General features: G+C 59.0%; 11 protein-coding genes and 1 pseudogene. 6 read left to right on the top strand and 6 right to left on the bottom strand.

Annotated features, from left to right (window positions below; genetic code table 11):
- Window positions 1-15: 15 nt before the first annotated feature.
- The 3 genes from JOF48_RS01705 (at window position 16) to JOF48_RS01695 (ending at window position 2,851) form a co-directional block, all read left to right on the top strand.
- A complete protein-coding gene (locus tag JOF48_RS01705; RefSeq protein WP_209676721.1) occupies window positions 16-921 on the top strand; it encodes a helix-turn-helix domain-containing protein in 906 nt (301 codons plus the stop codon).
- 164 nt (window positions 922-1,085) lie between these two features.
- A complete protein-coding gene (locus JOF48_RS19455; protein WP_245346362.1) occupies window positions 1,086-1,598 on the top strand; it encodes a hypothetical protein in 513 nt (170 codons plus the stop codon).
- A gap of 272 nt (window positions 1,599-1,870) precedes the next feature.
- Complete coding sequence (locus JOF48_RS01695; RefSeq protein ID WP_209676719.1) at window positions 1,871-2,851, top strand: MauE/DoxX family redox-associated membrane protein; 981 nt, start codon at window positions 1,871-1,873, stop codon at window positions 2,849-2,851.
- Window positions 2,852-4,566: 1,715 nt separating this feature from the next.
- Here JOF48_RS01695 and JOF48_RS01690 read toward each other — a convergent pair.
- From JOF48_RS01690 to rfbB, 3 genes are all read right to left on the bottom strand, one after another.
- Window positions 4,567-5,736, bottom strand: a complete 1,170-nt coding sequence (locus JOF48_RS01690) for a glycosyltransferase (protein ID WP_209676717.1) — start codon at window positions 5,734-5,736, stop codon at window positions 4,567-4,569.
- Between the two features lie 152 nt (window positions 5,737-5,888).
- On the bottom strand, window positions 5,889-7,313 hold the full coding sequence (locus JOF48_RS01685; protein ID WP_209676715.1) for a sugar nucleotide-binding protein: 1,425 nt from the start codon (window positions 7,311-7,313) through the stop codon (window positions 5,889-5,891).
- Window positions 7,314-7,318: 5 nt separating this feature from the next.
- Window positions 7,319-8,317 carry a dTDP-glucose 4,6-dehydratase gene (gene rfbB, locus JOF48_RS01680; protein ID WP_209676713.1) on the bottom strand — a complete coding sequence of 333 codons (999 nt, stop codon included), beginning with the start codon at window positions 8,315-8,317 and terminating at the stop codon, window positions 7,319-7,321.
- 130 nt (window positions 8,318-8,447) lie between these two features.
- On the opposite strand from rfbB, the gene rfbA reads away from it, so the two are divergent.
- Both rfbA and JOF48_RS01670 read left to right on the top strand, forming a co-directional pair.
- Window positions 8,448-9,314, top strand: coding sequence for a glucose-1-phosphate thymidylyltransferase RfbA (gene rfbA / locus JOF48_RS01675; protein WP_209676711.1), 867 nt, complete (start codon window positions 8,448-8,450; stop codon window positions 9,312-9,314).
- A 565-nt stretch (window positions 9,315-9,879) separates the two neighbouring features.
- A complete protein-coding gene (locus JOF48_RS01670; RefSeq protein ID WP_209676710.1) occupies window positions 9,880-11,172 on the top strand; it encodes a hypothetical protein in 1,293 nt (430 codons plus the stop codon).
- A 219-nt stretch (window positions 11,173-11,391) separates the two neighbouring features.
- On the opposite strand, the gene JOF48_RS01665 is transcribed toward JOF48_RS01670, so the two are convergent.
- From JOF48_RS01665 to JOF48_RS01655, 3 genes and pseudogenes are all read right to left on the bottom strand, one after another.
- Window positions 11,392-12,480, bottom strand: coding sequence for an IS110 family RNA-guided transposase (locus JOF48_RS01665; protein ID WP_209676708.1), 1,089 nt, complete (start codon window positions 12,478-12,480; stop codon window positions 11,392-11,394).
- Window positions 12,481-12,603: 123 nt separating this feature from the next.
- Window positions 12,604-13,017: a hypothetical protein gene (locus JOF48_RS20115; RefSeq protein WP_209676705.1), complete on the bottom strand. Its 414-nt coding sequence runs from the start codon at window positions 13,015-13,017 to the stop codon at window positions 12,604-12,606.
- Between the two features lie 236 nt (window positions 13,018-13,253).
- Window positions 13,254-14,397: pseudogene (locus JOF48_RS01655) on the bottom strand (integrase core domain-containing protein); the annotation flags it as partial.
- A gap of 149 nt (window positions 14,398-14,546) precedes the next feature.
- On the opposite strand from JOF48_RS01655, the gene JOF48_RS01645 reads away from it, so the two are divergent.
- Window positions 14,547-16,784: a putative transposase gene (locus JOF48_RS01645; protein ID WP_209676699.1), complete on the top strand. Its 2,238-nt coding sequence runs from the start codon at window positions 14,547-14,549 to the stop codon at window positions 16,782-16,784.
- Window positions 16,785-16,916 lie beyond the last annotated feature (132 nt).

Genomic DNA, 16,916 nt, shown 5'->3' with positions numbered 1-16,916 from the left:
GGGCAGTCAGGCACCATGCACCTGCCCAGGCTCACGCCCAACTATGACCTCAACCTCCGCCTCGGCAGCGGGCAGCACTGCACCGTGGTGGGGATCGACTTCGGCGCCACCGCCGTCACGGCACTGCACCTTCAGGCGGGCGAGTGCACCATCGCTGCCGACGACCGGCCTGATGACACTTTTTCACTGGTCTTTGTCGTTGATGGCGAATTGGCACTCCTCAGCCCGCCCGGTGAGCCACCCGTCAAAGCCGGCCGCGGCGACGTCTGGGCCTTCAGCAGGACCTCCAACTTTGATGTCGCAGTGGCAGCCGACGCCCAGCTTGTAGCGGTCTCCCTCCCCGCCCAAGTGCTCCGGGACTTCGGGGTCGGCGTGATCCACGGCATGCGCGGACTCGACCCCGAATCGGCCATGCTCTCACCCGTGCTCGGCTTCCTGCGCGAGGTGGCGCTGACCGACGTGGACACCACCTCGGTGGCCTCCTACTTCATGGAAAAGCTGGTCCATGAAATGGTCGGCGGCATCATGTTGGAGAACCGCGGCGCACGCTTCGTCGCCACCCGCCGCAAGGGAATATTCGACCAGGCCATGGACTACATCGCCGCACGAGCGGGGGACGGGGCCCTGACGCCGGAGTTGCTGGCCAGGGAATTGTCCGTCTCGCTCCGGCAGCTGCAGCGGGAGTTCAAGTCGCACAACGCCAGCATCGCCGTCGTCATCCTGCAACACCGCGTCGACCTTTCCATCCTCCAGCTCAAGGACCCCCTGCTGGACGTCCTCACCATCGACCAGGTTGCCGTGCAGTCAGGATTCTCCTCCGTTGTCCAGATGCGCCGGGCGCTGCGCGACGCCTGCGCCGGCACTCCCACGGAAATACGCGACAGGGCCCGCGAGCAGCGCCGCGCCAAACAGCCCGCATAGTCAAGTGCCCAACGTGGGTAAGCGCTCATTCCGCGACAGCCCAGAACGCATTTTGCGACACCTGGGCATCGATTCGATGAAATACAGGCAGCACCGGGCTTGACTGGATGCTGTCGCCCGATGGTGGGCGGACATAGCAAGTCAACATTCCTTAGGGGGAAATCATGTCTGACATTGAACAGCAGGGTCTTGCCAACAAGCCTCGCAACCGCCGCGCCGTAGTCAAGGGCGCCGCCTGGTCCGTACCAGTCATCGCAGCAGCCATTGCCGCACCGGCGGCCAGCGCATCCGGACTTGATGCGGGCGCGTTTGCCCTGAATGGGACCTGTGGCGTTTTGGCAGTCCTTGGCCCCGGATTCACCCTGACAGCTTCGGCCACTGCGCCGATTCCTGCAGGCACCACTATTGCCGTTTCGGGCTCGGGCATCGCCAATATTGGCGTTTTCAGCATCACTGGCGGACTGGCTAGTGTTTCCGTACTCAGCGGTACTGATCGCTTGATTACCTTGGACGCGGATTTGGCTCCTGGCGCCACACTTGAAATGCGCACCACATTGTCCATCAGCGTTGCGTTTACACTGAATGCAGTGGCCACCGTTCCTGCCGGTGATACCGCGACGGGCGCCAAGACGTCCGCCAATGTTTCATCAACTCTCATTCTTTGCAGCGCCAACTAACCCTGCCGCTCACTGAGAACCGCGGTTCGTTGAACTGCAAGGGGCGCATTTCCGAATTCTTCGGAGATGCGCCCCAAGCAATTCACATGACGTTGATCGGAACTCTCTGTCTGCAAGCAAAGCGGCGTCGAAGGCGCAGCAGAACCGATAGAGTCATATAGGTACTCTCGTGCTAAGCCTGCGCCTGTGAATTGCAGTATGCCGAGGATTGATTCCGTGGATGTTGCTGGCAGAGCGTGGCACCTCAAACGGATGCTCCCAACTGAAAGATCATGATGGTCTCGTCCATTCAACTTCTCTTGCCACTAACGCTAGGAATGATGCTCATTGCCAGCGGAATGCTGAAACTTCGAACACCTTCTGCGACGCAGGCCGCTGCCGCATCGTTTGTCTTGCCGAAGTTCTTGCAATCACGCTTGGTGGCAGTAGCCTTGCCGATTGCTGAGATTTGCATCGGTGGGGGATTGGTCCTTGCATCCGGTCTGGGCTTAAGAATCTTTGGGGCTTTCGCTGCTGTACTCTTCGGAGTATTCACATTTCTGGTGGCCCGGACCATCCTTCGTCGGGATGTTGTCGAGTGCAACTGCTTTGGAGCAATGTTCTCCGGTCACGTGGGGCCGCCTACCCTCCTCCGCAACATCGCGCTGACCATTGGATCATTGATCCTTGCATTTGGGCTGGACGGATCAGTCGGAGTCGTAGGCGCCGTTGCCAACTTCGATGTCAGTGACTTTTTTTGGATGGGTATTGTGGCACTGCTCGTAGGGTGGACAGTGATTCCTCGGATGAAATCCGCGAGCAGCGCATCCGGTGCCTCTGATGAATTGGTTGGGGCTGATTGGTCAGGCCAACCAATTCCGGAAGCCCAATTGACAAACTCCACCGGCCAAGCCGTAACCTTGCGTGACTTATCAAGTAAACAAGCCCAGCTGCTGATTTTTGGTCGTCCCGGATGCGACGCCTGCGCACCGATCATCGAAGCGCTGCCGGAGTGGCGCGCCAAGATGCACGCAGCGGTCCAGATCAAGGTCGTAACCAGTCGGAGCCTGGAAAGCTTGACGAAGGCCTATGCTGGCGAGGCAGAGTCTGCCTTACATGACGGCTCTTCCATGGCGGCCACGATTCTCGGTATCCCTGGTGTGCCGAGTGCCATTCTATTGGGCACCAATGGCGAAGTCGGGGCTGGGCCTGCTGTTGGCCAAGATGCTGTAATCGGGTTGCTGGATTCAGTCGTTGCCGCTGTGGACGGTTGAACTTGACGGAACCGGAGTCGAAAAAGGTAGCAAGGGACTGTTGATTTTGGTGCGACACGTACAGGACGTTCTTCCCGCTGGTGATCGCGCAACCTCATCAACAGGACAATCAAGCCTCTCAGTAGTTGAGTAATGATGTTATCTCGCAGGGCACCGGTGACAGTTCTGCCTCAGCCCATCGGTGACACAACGGCCCTCTTGGTGGTGACACTTCCCGCCGGAATTGAACTTCGTCGGGCGTCCGGTGCCGGTGGCAAAGAATGTGGGCGCATATGAATGAGCCTGTAGATCTTCGTGGCCGCCTCGCTATCGCCCAATGGCCCGAAGACGCCTCACGGGGCGCCGTGACCACGTTTTCTGCACTGAGCATGAGATGAGGCGCAAGAGCTTCTATGTGACCCGGGGTAGGGCCCGTGATGAGGGCCAGGTTGCTGCCTTGGAGTCTGCGGACGCTCACGCCGGACGAAGACCTCGCCCACGAAAGTCTCTGAGCACCGCAAGTACGAAGCGGTGAAGGTGCATGCCGCCCTGGATTCCTCGGGGGCTGGGCCACGGCCCGATCAGCGTGCACGACAAGATGGTGGCACTGACGGGTGGATGCCCCGTCCGAGGCGTCGCTGGCTCGGGTCTTTCGGGAGCGGGGGTGTTGCCTGGGCGGAGCCGGAGAAGCGAGCGCGTGCTGCGCACCGCAGATTTGTCTATCTTGCGCTGCATGCCAGCTGGCAATTGGACGCCATCGAGTATGTCCTCACCGTAGGGCCCAAATGCGTGATCTTCCAGCTCCAGGATGACCATTCCCGTCTCGTGGTCGCCACCTACGTGGCCTGGCCCGAAAGCAGCGAAGCGAGCCTGACGGTAGTGAACGAAGACACCGCAGCCCGCGGGGTGCCGCAAAGTTTGCTGACGGACAACGGTGCGGCCTCGAGTTCCCCACGGCGCGACATACGTAGGACAACTTTTTACCTATGTGGCTTCCCTCGGGGTCGAGGGGATCACCGACAATCCCACCACGCAGGGAATGAACGAAAGGTTTCAACAGACATAGTTCCGTTGGTTAGAAAAGCACCCACTGGCAGACACTCTTCAAGAACTGCGAGAGTTGGTTGATGGGTTCGACCTGATCTACTACACCGAACGCCCGCTCCAAGGTTTACCCGGACGGGTACCCTACAACAAGCCTGGGAGGCCACAGAGATCACCGAAGCTCCCCAGGCCCGCACCCTTCTCGAACCTTGCGCAGGCTAGCGTTCCTTGCTCAGATTCCAGTAGTGTTGCCCAACCCGGTTTCGATTCCATGAACCAAGCAGAACCCACGGTTGCCGTTGCCGAGGCGGGGGAAGAAACCGCCTTGGAGACGGGCATCCCGCGGACAATCACTAGGAGCATCACCCATCCTTGGGGACACGGAAGCCAGTAGTTGAAGGTCTACTCCAATGGAGGCGTCTACATCGGACGGACCATATTCACCTTGACCGCGGTGATGCGCGGATGAATTGTCACCGCGATCTGGTTTGCTCAAGGCATCACTTTCGCCAACACCCAAGGTGAGATCATCGCAGGCTACGCATGGCCACCGAAAGGCATCAGCTACGTTGGCATCACCAATTTCCGCACACCCTTTGGAAAATAAACCACGGCAACCGTCGCCTAAGTCCTGACGCATAAAACTGTCACCAATCTCCAGAAATTTGACAGTTTCAACAAAGCGGCTCGTCTTAGATCCGAATATGTCGACTTCCAGATTCGATGGCCTTCTCTAGAAGCGTCTCGTAGGCGCCGCAGACTGATTCCCAGCTGTAGTGGGACCGAGAGCGAGCATATGCTCGTTCACCGAGTTCTCGTCGAAGATCAGAGTCGGTTAGCACCTTGAGGCAGACGGAGGCGATCTCGTCTGGTGTCGGTTCCACAAAAAGCGCGGCACCATCTAGGACTTCACGATTATAGGGTGTATCACGTGCAACTACGGGTGTTGTGCAAGCCATGGCCTGAACAAGTGCTGGATTTGTTCCACCGACACTGTGACCATGGAAATAGACGCCGGCATGCTGCCACAAGCCGTGTAGGACTTCGTCATTGCTGACGTGTCCCAGCCATGTAACTCTAGCTTCAGACTCAACGAGCTCTCTCACTTTGTCTTCTATTGGATCTTGATATCCCGCAGTGCCGACGAGTACGACATCGTGAGTTTTTGCGATCGTTCGCGCAGCCTCCAAGAACTCATTGATGGTATTTTCGGGGACAAATCGTGCGACGAGGAGAGCATAGTTTCCTGGTGTAACTCCCCGTGGCACCGGCAAGCTCCCGGGTACGTCACCGCCATAGGGTATGAAGTCCAGACGACGATGCGTCTTTGTTTCCCATCGATGCTGAATTTCCTCTGCATCTGCAATCAAGTGGTTGGCAAAGGTAGCGGTGAAGCGTGCACCGGCACGGAACATCTTTCGCGCGGCCTTACCCCATTTTGCACGTTCCCACTCGATGCCGTCGACATTTACAACCGTGGGGATGCCTCGCATCTTAAGTAACGGCAGCCAGAAACCGTTGGCAACATTCATGATGAGCGCCACGTCAGGTTTGGCTACGATTGTCGACAACGCGGACGTGAAACCGAATGTCAGCGTGCTCAGCTTCTTGGAATCGATGCCTTGGGTATTGATCGCTACAACTCGACGGTCGAGCTCTGGGTCGTCGACTTTGACAGCACCAGGACGGCCATAAACTGTAACTTCCCACCCGTTGTCAACGAGATACGGCGCCAAACGACGAACTGCTGTCTCAAATCCTCCGTAATAACTCGGGTATCCGCGTGTCCCTAGGATGGCTACTGCTTTTGTCATTGGCGGGATCAGTCCTTTGTTTGAAGAGTTGCCGCCAATGATGCTCAATAACGACGCAATTGCTTTACAGTTGGATCTTGGTCTGGGCGTCGCCTAAAGAGAACCGCCCTGGGGGGTTTCTGCTGTTATACCGGCTCGCATTACTGTGCGGGGTTTCTACTCCAGTATCTCAGATTCATGCGGTCAACTACCGCATTTCGTTATGTGATCGGCGACATAAATGCGAGGTATTCGCGCAGGCGTTGTGCTGCGGGGGCGGGGGTGTATCCGGTGGCCTTGATTTTGGCCAGGTCCAGGGTGCTGTGGTGGGGCCTGGGGGCGGCGTTTTTGTCCTTGAAGTAGTCGGCGGTGCTGGTGCCGGTGACGTCGGCGCGGTGGTGGCCGGTGAGTTCGTAGACGTCGGCGGCGATGTCTGCCCAGGTTTGGGGCTCGCCGTCGTTGCTGAGGTTGTAGGTGCCGTGGGCCGCACCGGTGTCGATGAGGTGTTTGATGGCTGCTGCGATGTCGGTGGTGAAGGAGAGCCTGCCGGTTTGGTCGTTGACGACGGCGGGTTTGATGCCCCGGTTGGCGAGGGATGCCATGGTGGCGACGAAGTTGTTCCCGTCCCCGATGACCCAGCTGGTGCGGATGATGTAGTGCCTTGGCACGGTGGCCGCGGCGAGGTCGCCGGCGGCCTTGGACTGGCCGTAGACACCCAGCGGGGACAGGGCCTCGTCCTCGGTGTGGAGGTTGGTGGTGCCGTCGAAGACGTAGTCGCTGGAGATGTGGACCAGGGTGATCCCGTGCGCGGTCGCGACCTTGGCCAGGTCCGCGACGGCGGTGGCGTTGATGGCCCATGCCTGGGTGCGGCCTGCGGGGGTTTCTGCCGTGTCGACGCCGGTGTACGCGGCGGCGTTGATGATCGTGGCGTAGTTCCTCCAGTTCCGGCCCGTGTAGGAGTCCGGGTTGCTCAGGTCAAAGCCGTCCCGGGCCGCGAACTCGACACTGGCATCCCCGGCGTAGAGGGTGCGCAGGGCGCGGCCGAGTTGCCCGTCGGCGCCCAGCACCAGGGTCTTCCTGCCCGCCATGGGGGTGACCTGGGCCAGGCGGGGATGGTTTTTGTCCTTCTCGGAGAGTTCGGCCTGCCCCAGCGGGATGGGCCAGTTAATGGCCGTCTGCTCATCGGCAAGGTTCAAGAAGGTGTACTGGCCCTGCGCGTCGGCTGACCAGTGGTCGTTGACGAGGTAGGTGTACGCGGTGTTGTCTTCCAGGGTTTGGAAGGCGTTGCCGACCCCGCGCGGGATGAAGATCGCCTGGGAGGGGTCCATGACGGTGGTGAACACGGCCCCGAACGAGGGGCCCTGGCGCAAATCGACCCAGGCGCCGAAGATCTTCCCGGTCGCGACGGAGATGAACTTGTCCCACGGCTCGGCATGGATCCCGCGGGTCGTGCCGGCCTTTTCGTTGAAGGAGATGTTGTTTTGCACCGGGACGAAGTCCGGCAGGCCCAGGGCCAGCATCTTCTCCCGCTGCCAGTTTTCCTTGAACCAGCCCCGGTTGTCACCATGGACCGGCAGTTCGTAGAGGATGACGCCGGGGATCGGGGTCTGCGTGGCCGTGAGCGGCTTGGAAAATTCGATGCCCATGACGGTTACTGGCCCTGTTCCTTGTACTTCGCCTCGGTCGCGGCCTTCTGCGGGCGCCACCATCCCTCATGCTCCCGGTACCACTTGATGGTCTCGGCCAGGCCGGCATCAAAGTTCGCGAACTCCGGCTCCCAGCCCAGCTCCGTGCGCAGCTTCGAGGACTCGATCGCGTAGCGCAGGTCATGGCCGGGACGGTCAATGACATGGTCGTACGCGTCCGGGGCCTGGCCCATCATCGACAGGATCAACTCCACCACGTCCTTGTTGTTCTTCTCCCCGTCGGCACCGATCAGGTACGTCTCCCCAATGCGGCCCCGCTCCAGGATCGCCAGCACGGCCGAGGAATGGTCATCGGCATGGATCCAGTCCCGCACGTTCTCCCCCGCACCATAAAGCTTGGGACGGATCCCGTCGATCACGTTCGTGATCTGGCGCGGAATGAACTTCTCCACATGCTGGTACGGGCCGTAGTTGTTCGAGCAGTTGCTCAACGTCGCCGCCAGGCCAAAGGAGCGCACCCAGGCACGGACCAGCATGTCCGAACCGGCCTTCGTGGACGAATACGGGCTCGAGGGGGCGTACGCCGTCTCCTCCGTGAACCTCTGCGGGTCATCCAACTCCAAATCCCCGTAAACCTCGTCGGTGGAGATGTGGTGGAACCGCTTGCCGTGCTTGCGGGCCGCCTCAATCAGCGTGTACGTGCCAATGATGTTCGTCTCCAGGAACGGGCGCGGATCCTGCAACGAATTGTCATTGTGCGACTCCGCCGCGTAATGCACCACCGCATCCACCCCAGCCACCAGCGAATCCACCAGCCCCGCATCACAAATATCACCACGCACAAACGTGAACCGCTCCGCCGGCAAACCCTCCAACGACGCCAAATTCCCGGCATACGTCAGCTTGTCCAACACCGTCACGGACATCTCCGTGTGCTCAAGCACATAATGGACAAAATTAGAACCAATGAACCCGGCCCCACCGGTAACCAAAAGAGTCTTCATTCACACAAATCTACTGGGTTGCGGTGCTTTCTGAGACATTGCAGGGCCTGAATGGTCGTAATTCAAGTCTCTACGCGAGATACAGGTACGACAATTTGGACTTTTCAGCTCTATCGACCAAAATGGAAAGATGCGCGGAATAATACTTGCCGGCGGAACCGGGTCTCGGTTGCATCCCATTACTCACGGCATCAGCAAGCAACTGGTGCCGGTCTATGACAAGCCGATGATCTACTACCCGCTCTCGACGCTTATCTTGGCCGGCATCCGCGACATCCTGATCATCACGACGCCACACGACGTGGAGCAGTTTCAGCGGCTCCTTGGCGATGGCAGCCAGTTCGGCGTAAACCTGACCTACAAAACACAACCCTCCCCCGATGGTCTCGCACAAGCGTTCACACTAGGTGCTGACCACATTGGCCAAGACTCCGTCGCACTTGTGCTCGGCGACAATATTTTCTACGGCGCAGGCATGGGCGCCCAGCTGCAGCGTCACAGCAACATAGACGGTGGCGCCATCTTTGGCTATTGGGTCCAGCGCCCACAAGCCTACGGCGTCGTCGAACTCAATGAAAATGGGCTGGCTGTCTCACTTGAAGAAAAGCCGGAGCGACCACGCAGCCACTACGCAGTGCCGGGGCTATATTTCTATGACAACGAAGTAGTCGACATCGCAAGCGAACTGCAGCCTTCCCCCCGGGGTGAGCTCGAAATTACAGACGTAAACCGGGTCTACCTTAACAGGGGAAAATTACAGGTTGAAATATTGCCGCGCGGTACGGCATGGCTCGACACGGGAACCTTTGCCGACCTGAATGACGCATCGAACTTCGTCAGGACTATCGAAAGCCGCCAGGGACTGAAAGTCGGATCCCCGGAAGAGGTGTCATGGCGCCAAGGGTTTCTCAGCGACGATGAACTACGACGCCGTGCAGAGCCCCTCGTCAAGAGCGGCTACGGCTCATACCTCCTCGGACTGGTAGACAACAAATAGTCGGTCCCAGTTTTCGGCTGGGCCACGACCGTAGATATTGAGATACCTATTCGGAGTCAGATAAAGTCCAGTCTGTGCCGGTTGCACTGACAACATCGCCCGTCTCCTCACAACGAGCGGCTTAACAGATGTGGTCTCCTCTCGCACTACCGCCAAGTGCCCCCGAAACTAGTTGGGTCAGCCACGGCGAAACCCAGGCCAGCAATGGGCAATCGGGCGAGCCTTGGCTGAAACAACTAGGTAGGGAATGTTGAGTGGTAACTACGCACTCCCATGCCAGAGGCACCCTACAGGCATTAATGACGCGGCAAAGCCTCACGACTATGAAATCTCGAGATTTTTAGAGTGGAAACTTAGGGGTCTCTGTCTCCGTATAATTGTCCTTATGGAGCATATACAGCGTTTGACGCAGAGGTCCTTCAGTGCTTGCGGAGTGCCGCTCTTGATCAGACCCCCGCTGGCACAAACGGAGACAACCGGCCCAGGATTGACTTCGATGCGGATAAACTCGAGCGTTGTGTTATCGTTCGAATTCTCGAAGGCGACCCAGAAGGATAATTAGCCGATGATTTCAATTTTCATAGGAGGCGCTGTCGCCCTCTTCAGCATCTTCCTTCTCCTCCGGCGTTCGTATCACCTTCTTCTCCTGCTCATCATCGCTTCTGGTTGGGCGCAAGCATCACTGCTCAGCATCACGGAATCATCGGCCTTTCAGCTTATTGATGATGTTCCGGTCGCGGTTCTGATCGCAGCTGCTGTACCCAAGAGCCTAACCAGCAATAGAAAATGCGATAGCAGGGCATTCGTCTTGTTTGCCTTGTTGTTGGCCCTGGTTGCCGTCGGGGTGCTTCGTTCCCCTGACGTAGGTGTAGGCATGGCGCAGGCTAGACAAGTGCTTCTTCCGTTCGGTTTGATTTTCGCTGGCTATGTCTTCCGTGCAGAAATACCTTGGCGTAAGGTGAGAAATTATCTTGTATTATTTACAGGTTTGACAGTGGCTTGGGTTCTTCTAGAAGAATTCCTGCAGAAGCCGCTAATTGATCCAACCTGGTATTACGTCGAGGCAATCGGCGGGGACTCTAGGGGGTTGCGACAGGGGCTCCCACCGGCATATTTTGCTGATGGAGTTGGCGGAGAAACTGTATTTCGCCCCGGAGGTCCGTACATGAATCCACCGGTGATGGGATTCATGGTCGGGTTGGGCGCATATGCGGCAGTTGCCCAGCTGCGAGGGGTAACTAAGGTGGTATTTCTGGTTCTGGCAGGCATGGCGTTATATTTTTCCTACGCTCGGGCTGGAATTTTGATCTTCGCTGTCGTCACTATCATCTATTTTATCTGGGTTAAGGTTGGAAAGTCGGCCGGAATTCTCGTCGGACTCCTACTTGGTGGATACATGATAGCCACGTTCTTGGAACAGGGCGCCACTGCAAGTCATTCAGACGGGCTTGTCACGGGATTCATAGCTGGGGCCCGGTCACCGTTCGGTCAAGGCTTCGGTACCACCGGATATCAAGCTGCACTTGAGGGCACCTCCACTGGCGTAGGCAGTGAGAGTCTGCTTGGCCTTTATCTGGCTTGGCTGGGTTGGCCTATGATTATCGCACTTGTGGTCTTTGTGATCCAGCTGCTTCATCTCTTACGGAAGACTCCTCGGGTGAATAGCTTGCAGATATGGACTGCGATCGCATTCCTTCTGACTGTCGCATCGTCGGAGTCTGCTTCGTCGATGGCTTCGACTCCAATCCTTTGGCTGATTAGTGGCTCCGTTCTAGCTATGACAATGTCCGTCAACGCGAAGCTGCGCGATAAACCTCAAGTGAGCAGATATAAGCGGAGCGAGCCAAATCCAGCATAGTGTCCCTACCTCATATGCTAGGCAAACGGCTCAGCTTTTCTTGACGTTAACCTAACCTTGGACGAGGTGATAGTTGAACCGTCCCAGGAGTCATGCCGCCGTTTTGTGGCGGCGTCGGGTAACGAGCCGGAATTTTCATCCTAGTAGGTTCGCTCGCATTCCTCCGGGGTCTGGTGATCTAGTGAGGAATGCAGGCGATCATGGACTCTTCTATATCTGTCAAGCCGCTTCCTGCACCTTTGTCGCCTGAGCCGCGGCAGTCAGAATCCTGAACACCCGACGGGCCAGATAGCGCTTGATGCAACGTCGGATTTCTTTGTCGGTCTTACCTTCGGCACGTCGTTTCTCGACGTAGTCGCAGGTTTCAGAGTCGTAGGTCATCCTGGTGATCGCGGCCATGTGAAGAGCACTGTTGAGCCTTCTATCGCCTCCACGGTTCAGCCGATGCCGAACGGTGTTCCCGGACGATGCGGGGATGGGATTCACGCCGGCCAGACAGGAGAAGGCAGCCTCGCTACGGACCCGTCCCTCGTGCGACCACGCCACCAGACATTTCGCCGCGGCGACCGCCTGGAATCCCTTCTCCTCAAGCAGGGGCGCGGCTTCGCTGACCTTGACCAGCTCGTCCAGCTTTTGCTCGTTGGACTCCAACTGCTCACCGAGGTCCAGGATGTGTTTGGCGAGGCGGACCGCCTCGGAGCGGGCGATACTCAAAGCCAGTTCTTCCACGCGTTCACGCCAGCGTGAGATCTCCTCGATCTGGACTGGGGTGAGCTTCCTGCGGGCATCAATGCCGAGATTGTTACTTCGTACCAAAGCGTTCAATGCGTTGATCGAACGGGTACGGCCCTTGGTCATGGACTCGCGGGCGGTGACCAGGATCCGCAAGCCTTGGCGGATCCCTTCATTCAAGCGGGGGCAGCGCAGTTTCTCGACCGGCAACGACAGCACGGCCATGCCCATCCGGTGGGCGTCCAAGGCATCGGTTTTACCGACACCGCGGTTCTTCTTGGCATCCATACGAGGAGCCTCGGTAACGGGGAATCCATGGGCGGCTACGGTACCGGCGAGGATCGCTCCGTAGGACGCGGCTCCCTCGATAACCCAGAGGGTATCGGCGTCGGCGTTGGTGCGGCGTGCGACCCATTTGATGGCGCGGTTGATACCGGCCGCGGTAGTCGGGAAAGACTGCGTATCCAGCAGTGCGCCATTGGTGGCGTCAAGGATGGCGTAGACGTGGTTGCGTGCGTGAGTGTCGACACCCACGACAAATGGGTGGCAATGAGAGACGATAGACAGAGCGGTCACCGTGCTTTTCCTTTTGTGATGGACTTGGTTGGTGGCCGTTGACGGCCGGTACAAGTCCGGGTAGGAATCACTACGGAACAGAACTGTGAGGGGTCACGCCCGTGAGGGTGGACAATCTTCTAATCAAGCTACCGTGGTGGGCCGGACGGGTACCGGCCGAACCATCCTGGTAGACGGACAAGTCCACAAAAGGACACCATGAGGGTCAGTTGTACCAAGGGTCACGCCTGCAGTGTGGAGCGGCCGGTAACTATCCTGCCAGCCAGTCCCAGACCAGCTAAAACAAGTCTCACAGTTGTACCAGTGGACCCAGCCGACGACGAGCTCAATGACGTCGGTTTCGGCCTTCAATGCACCGGCACGGAACGGTGAACCCTTGGCGACGGCTTCGTTCTTGAACAACCCCATGACGGTTTCGGCGGCCGCATTATCGTACGCGTCCTCGACACTGCCAATGGAAGGAATGAGCCCCTCAATTTCCAGGGTGTCGGTGTAGCGGATCGAGGTGTACTGACGGTCGGCGTCCGAGTGGTGCAAAAGCCCCTTGCTGACCGGTCTATTGCTGTGTTGGCGCCGCCAGAGCGCCGTTTTCAAGCATTGTGTTTAGCAGAGGCTTTCGGTAGCACGTGTGGGTTGATGCGGTAGCGGGTGTGGGTGTATCGGGTGTGTAACGTCGGCACTTCGTAGACACTGAATCTCATGGCATCGGTGACGCCGGGACTCATCAGTATGTACACATCTACCTTCGAGTCCCGGCGTCGCTGATGGAATCCCTATCGTCCGTCGAATACTTCGGGGAGTTGCTCCTGCCGCTGTACACAATAGTCCTGGAATTCTGCGAGTTCCCGTTCCCAGTGTTTGGACGGGTTCGATATCTTGGCGCCCTGGATGCCGTAGGAGGCCACGTACCTTCCCTGGACCTGCAGGGCGATCATGGGCAGCGGGAACGAGAAGACATCCTCGCAGGATTCAGGGGCCAACAGGAGGAATTCGTCATCGGTGATGGTCCGGTAGAACTGGCGCCGGGCAAACGTCGTCGGCAGGGACACGTGATACCCCTCATAGTAGACCTGCGTGTTCGCGGCGGTCACTTCCACCAGTGCCTGGTCGGCACCGTGCTGCCCTCCAGCAGTGGTGGTGGCTGGTTCGGGCAACTGCCCGTCCTTGCCCGTCGTCAGCTGCGAACGGCCCAGGTCGGACTGGCGCAGCCTGCGCACCTGGCGGTATTGGGCGGCCTTTGTTTCGAGGAAGGCCAGTGGAATCGGCTCCGTTGCCGGCGTGTGCTCCAACAGCTCCCACGCCTCCCTCGGGGTCGCCTGCTTCAGGGCCTGGTGGGGCCGGTGGTTGTTGTAGTGCTCCCGGAAGCGGGTGATGTGCGTGCGCAGCTGCTCGAGCGTGGATGGCTGGTTCGCGTCAAGGAACCGGATCAGGGTTTGGTGCGAGCGCTCATTCTTTCCCTGGGGCGTTGGTTTGCCTGGCAGGCCGCTGATCGGCATCGTGCCGCGGGAGGCCAGGAAGATCTCCACCGATCCGACACCTCCCTGGCGCAGCTGGTTAAAGGCCAACGAGTTGTCGCTAAGGACCTCCAACGGTGCCCCGTAGTCTTTGACCGCGCGCTCGAGCACCACCTTCGCATCGGCGCTGTTCTCGTGCCGGAAGCGTGTCGCATCGTCAGTGACCTGGTAGATGGTGGCGACTTTTTGCGTTGGCGAGGCGGTACTCGAACGCGTCCAGCTGCCACATCGCCATCGCCGAGGACCGGGCAAAGGGGATGTAGGAGGACTTCGGCCGCTTCCTCGGTGCCGCATCGACGTGTCCGACGCTGGAGAGTAGCCTTGCTATGGTGGCCACAGAGGGCACCACACCGCCTGGGAAACTCTCTTGGATTGTCTCCTCGTAATAGATCGTCAAAGGCCCCAGGCCTCCGGACATGGTCAGTGCGCGGTTTTTGTAGTTTGTTGAATTGCCGCGGTTCTTACTGCGGCTGAGGCTGTTAATTTCACGCCTGTTGTGAGATAATAAAGGCGTGATGATTTCTTGTGTGGGTGGGTGAAACAATGGTTTCAATGACTACCCAAACCGCCCTTCCCGTACTTCCGGACCTTGGCGCTGTGCTCATGGGCGAGCGTGCGGCCCTGCTGGAAAACGCCTCTGGTGGCAAGGTCTTCATTAACGGGCAGCTGGCCTATGTGTGGGGTGCGGGCCAGGACGGTCTGCGCCGGTTGGCGGCCTCTCAACTGGTCGATACCGGTGCCGCCCAGGTCAACGAGGTCGCCGCAGCTTTCGGCGTCAACACGGAGTCGTTGCGGCGCTGGCGCAAGTCCCTTGAAGGCACTGGCCTGATGGGCCTGGCACCGGTAAAGAAGGGACCCAAACGCCCTTCCCTACTCACGGAAGCCAAAGCAGCAGAAATTCGTGCTATTCGTGCCGGCGGTTTGAGCCTGCGGGCCACCGCTGAAGCGACGGGGGTTTCCACCGACACGGTCCGGCGCGCCATGGCCATGACCACCACGGCAGAAACACCGACCACTGATGCTGCCCACGATTCTCTGGTACCCCTTGAAGCAGCGGGGCAGCGTGCACTGCCGCTCTTACCAGCCCCGGTGGCCCGCGATGCCGAGCGGGCCGCTGCCGGCCTGCTCGAGGCTGCAGCGCCTTTGTTTGCCCCGGCCGCCCATGTTCGCCACGCCGGCTTGTTCCTGGCCTTCCGCGCACTGGAATCCACCGGTCTGATCAGCTGTGCGAAAGAGGTGTACGGGGCGTTGCCGAATGGTTTCTATGGCCTGGAAACGATCCTGATCGATAGCGTGCTGCGAGCACTGGCCGGGGAATCTAGGGCTGAGGGCGCCACCCGCTTTCACCCGGGTGAGCTCGGCCGGGTGTTGGGGTTGGATCGGGCCCCGGAAGTAAAAACCATACGCCGCCGGATCAGCCAACTCGCCGAAACCGGCAAGGCCGGGGAACTGATTGCCGCCCTGGCCAAACACCATCTGACAGGCACCGGGCCTGGCGGTGAGGACCTGGCTGCGGTGCTTTATGTTGACGGGCACGTGCGCGCCTACCAGGGCACGAAAAAGATTGGGAAGATCTACTCCACGAGGCTCAAGTTCCCAGTCCCGGCGACCGAAGAAACCTGGGTCACCGACGCCCATGGTTCACCGATCTTCGTCGTCATGGCACAGCCCGGTGCGTCCCTGGCCGCCGAATTGCGCGAGCTGCTGCCGGAGCTGCGCACAGCCGTTGGGGATGACCGGCGCGTGTTGGTCGGCTTCGACAGAGGCGGCTGGTCACCGGCATTGTTCAAGCACATGGATGTGGCTGGTTTTGATGTGTTGACCTGGCGCAAAGGCGTTACGGAGGACATCACCGAAGATCTCTTCACAGAGGTCACGCACACCGACGACCACGGGCAGAGACGCAAATGGTCGGTGGCGGACACGCTCGTTGATCTGCCCCTGGCCACCACCAAAACCAGCGGTGAAGTCTTCACGATCCGGCAGATCAGCCGGATCGTGGGCACCACCGGTGACGGGACGAGGCAAATCCACATCCTCACCACCGACCGGACCATGAGTGCCGGGGAGGTTGTGTATCGCATGGGCAATAGGTGGAGGCAGGAGAACCAGTTCCGCTACGCCCGGATGCACTTCGAGCTTGACTCCCACGATTCCTACACCAGCACCGGTGACGATGAGGAGCGGATGGTGCCGAACCCTGCCAAGGCCAAGGCGTACCAAAAAGTCGTTGCCGCCCGGAATGCTCATGCCGAGGCCGCTGCGATCGCCGAGACGAACCTGATGGCGCTGAAAACCCCGGCAGAAGGCTCCACGGAACTGGCTGTCACGGTCACCAGCGCCATGCACAACCAGGCCATGGCACCGCTCTGGGAAGCAGAAACGGCGCTGATCGCGGCGGAGAAGACCCACAAAAAGATCCCGGCCAAGCTGCGCCTCGGGGACTTGAACCCGGGCCAGCAAGTCCTGGATATCGAGGTGAAACTGATCCACACCGCCATCCGGATGGCCGCCTACAACACCGCGATGACCATCGCCAGAGAGATCCGCACCAACACCGGCTACCGGCGCGCGAACCAGGAAGCCCACGCCCTCATGCGCCAGATCTTCAACCAGAGTGGCGACATCGACACCACCAAGCCCGGCCTCCTCACCATCACCCTGGACCCGCTACCCACCAAGGCCAAAACCGCGGCCGCCGCCGAACTCTGCAACCACCTCACCAACACCAAAACCCGCTACCCCGGAACCAACCTGACCCTCAAATACGCCATCAAAAACAAGGCCTGATCCTAAAAGCAATAAATCGCCATGACCGGAGGCCTGATCCCTAGAGAGCCGATCAATGACCATACGCACGGCACGATCACGAACTTCGACAGGATACTTCTTGGGCATAGTTTTCATCCTTCTCAAGAAAGC

It is taken from the genome of Arthrobacter stackebrandtii, from assembly GCF_017876675.1.
Lineage (GTDB): Bacteria > Actinomycetota > Actinomycetes > Actinomycetales > Micrococcaceae > Specibacter > Specibacter stackebrandtii.
This window is presented reverse-complemented; position numbering and strand designations above follow the sequence as displayed.

Coding starts and splice junctions, on each gene's coding strand:
- JOF48_RS01705 (WP_209676721.1), top strand. CDS start 16: ATGCACCTGCCCAGGCTCACGCCCAACTATGACCTCAACCTCCGCCTC.
- JOF48_RS19455 (WP_245346362.1), top strand. CDS start 1,086: ATGTCTGACATTGAACAGCAGGGTCTTGCCAACAAGCCTCGCAACCGC.
- JOF48_RS01695 (WP_209676719.1), top strand. CDS start 1,871: ATGATGGTCTCGTCCATTCAACTTCTCTTGCCACTAACGCTAGGAATG.
- JOF48_RS01685 (WP_209676715.1), bottom strand. CDS start 7,313: ATGGGCATCGAATTTTCCAAGCCGCTCACGGCCACGCAGACCCCGATC.
- rfbB (WP_209676713.1), bottom strand. CDS start 8,317: ATGAAGACTCTTTTGGTTACCGGTGGGGCCGGGTTCATTGGTTCTAAT.
- rfbA (WP_209676711.1), top strand. CDS start 8,448: ATGCGCGGAATAATACTTGCCGGCGGAACCGGGTCTCGGTTGCATCCC.
- JOF48_RS01670 (WP_209676710.1), top strand. CDS start 9,880: ATGATTTCAATTTTCATAGGAGGCGCTGTCGCCCTCTTCAGCATCTTC.
- JOF48_RS01645 (WP_209676699.1), top strand. CDS start 14,547: ATGACTACCCAAACCGCCCTTCCCGTACTTCCGGACCTTGGCGCTGTG.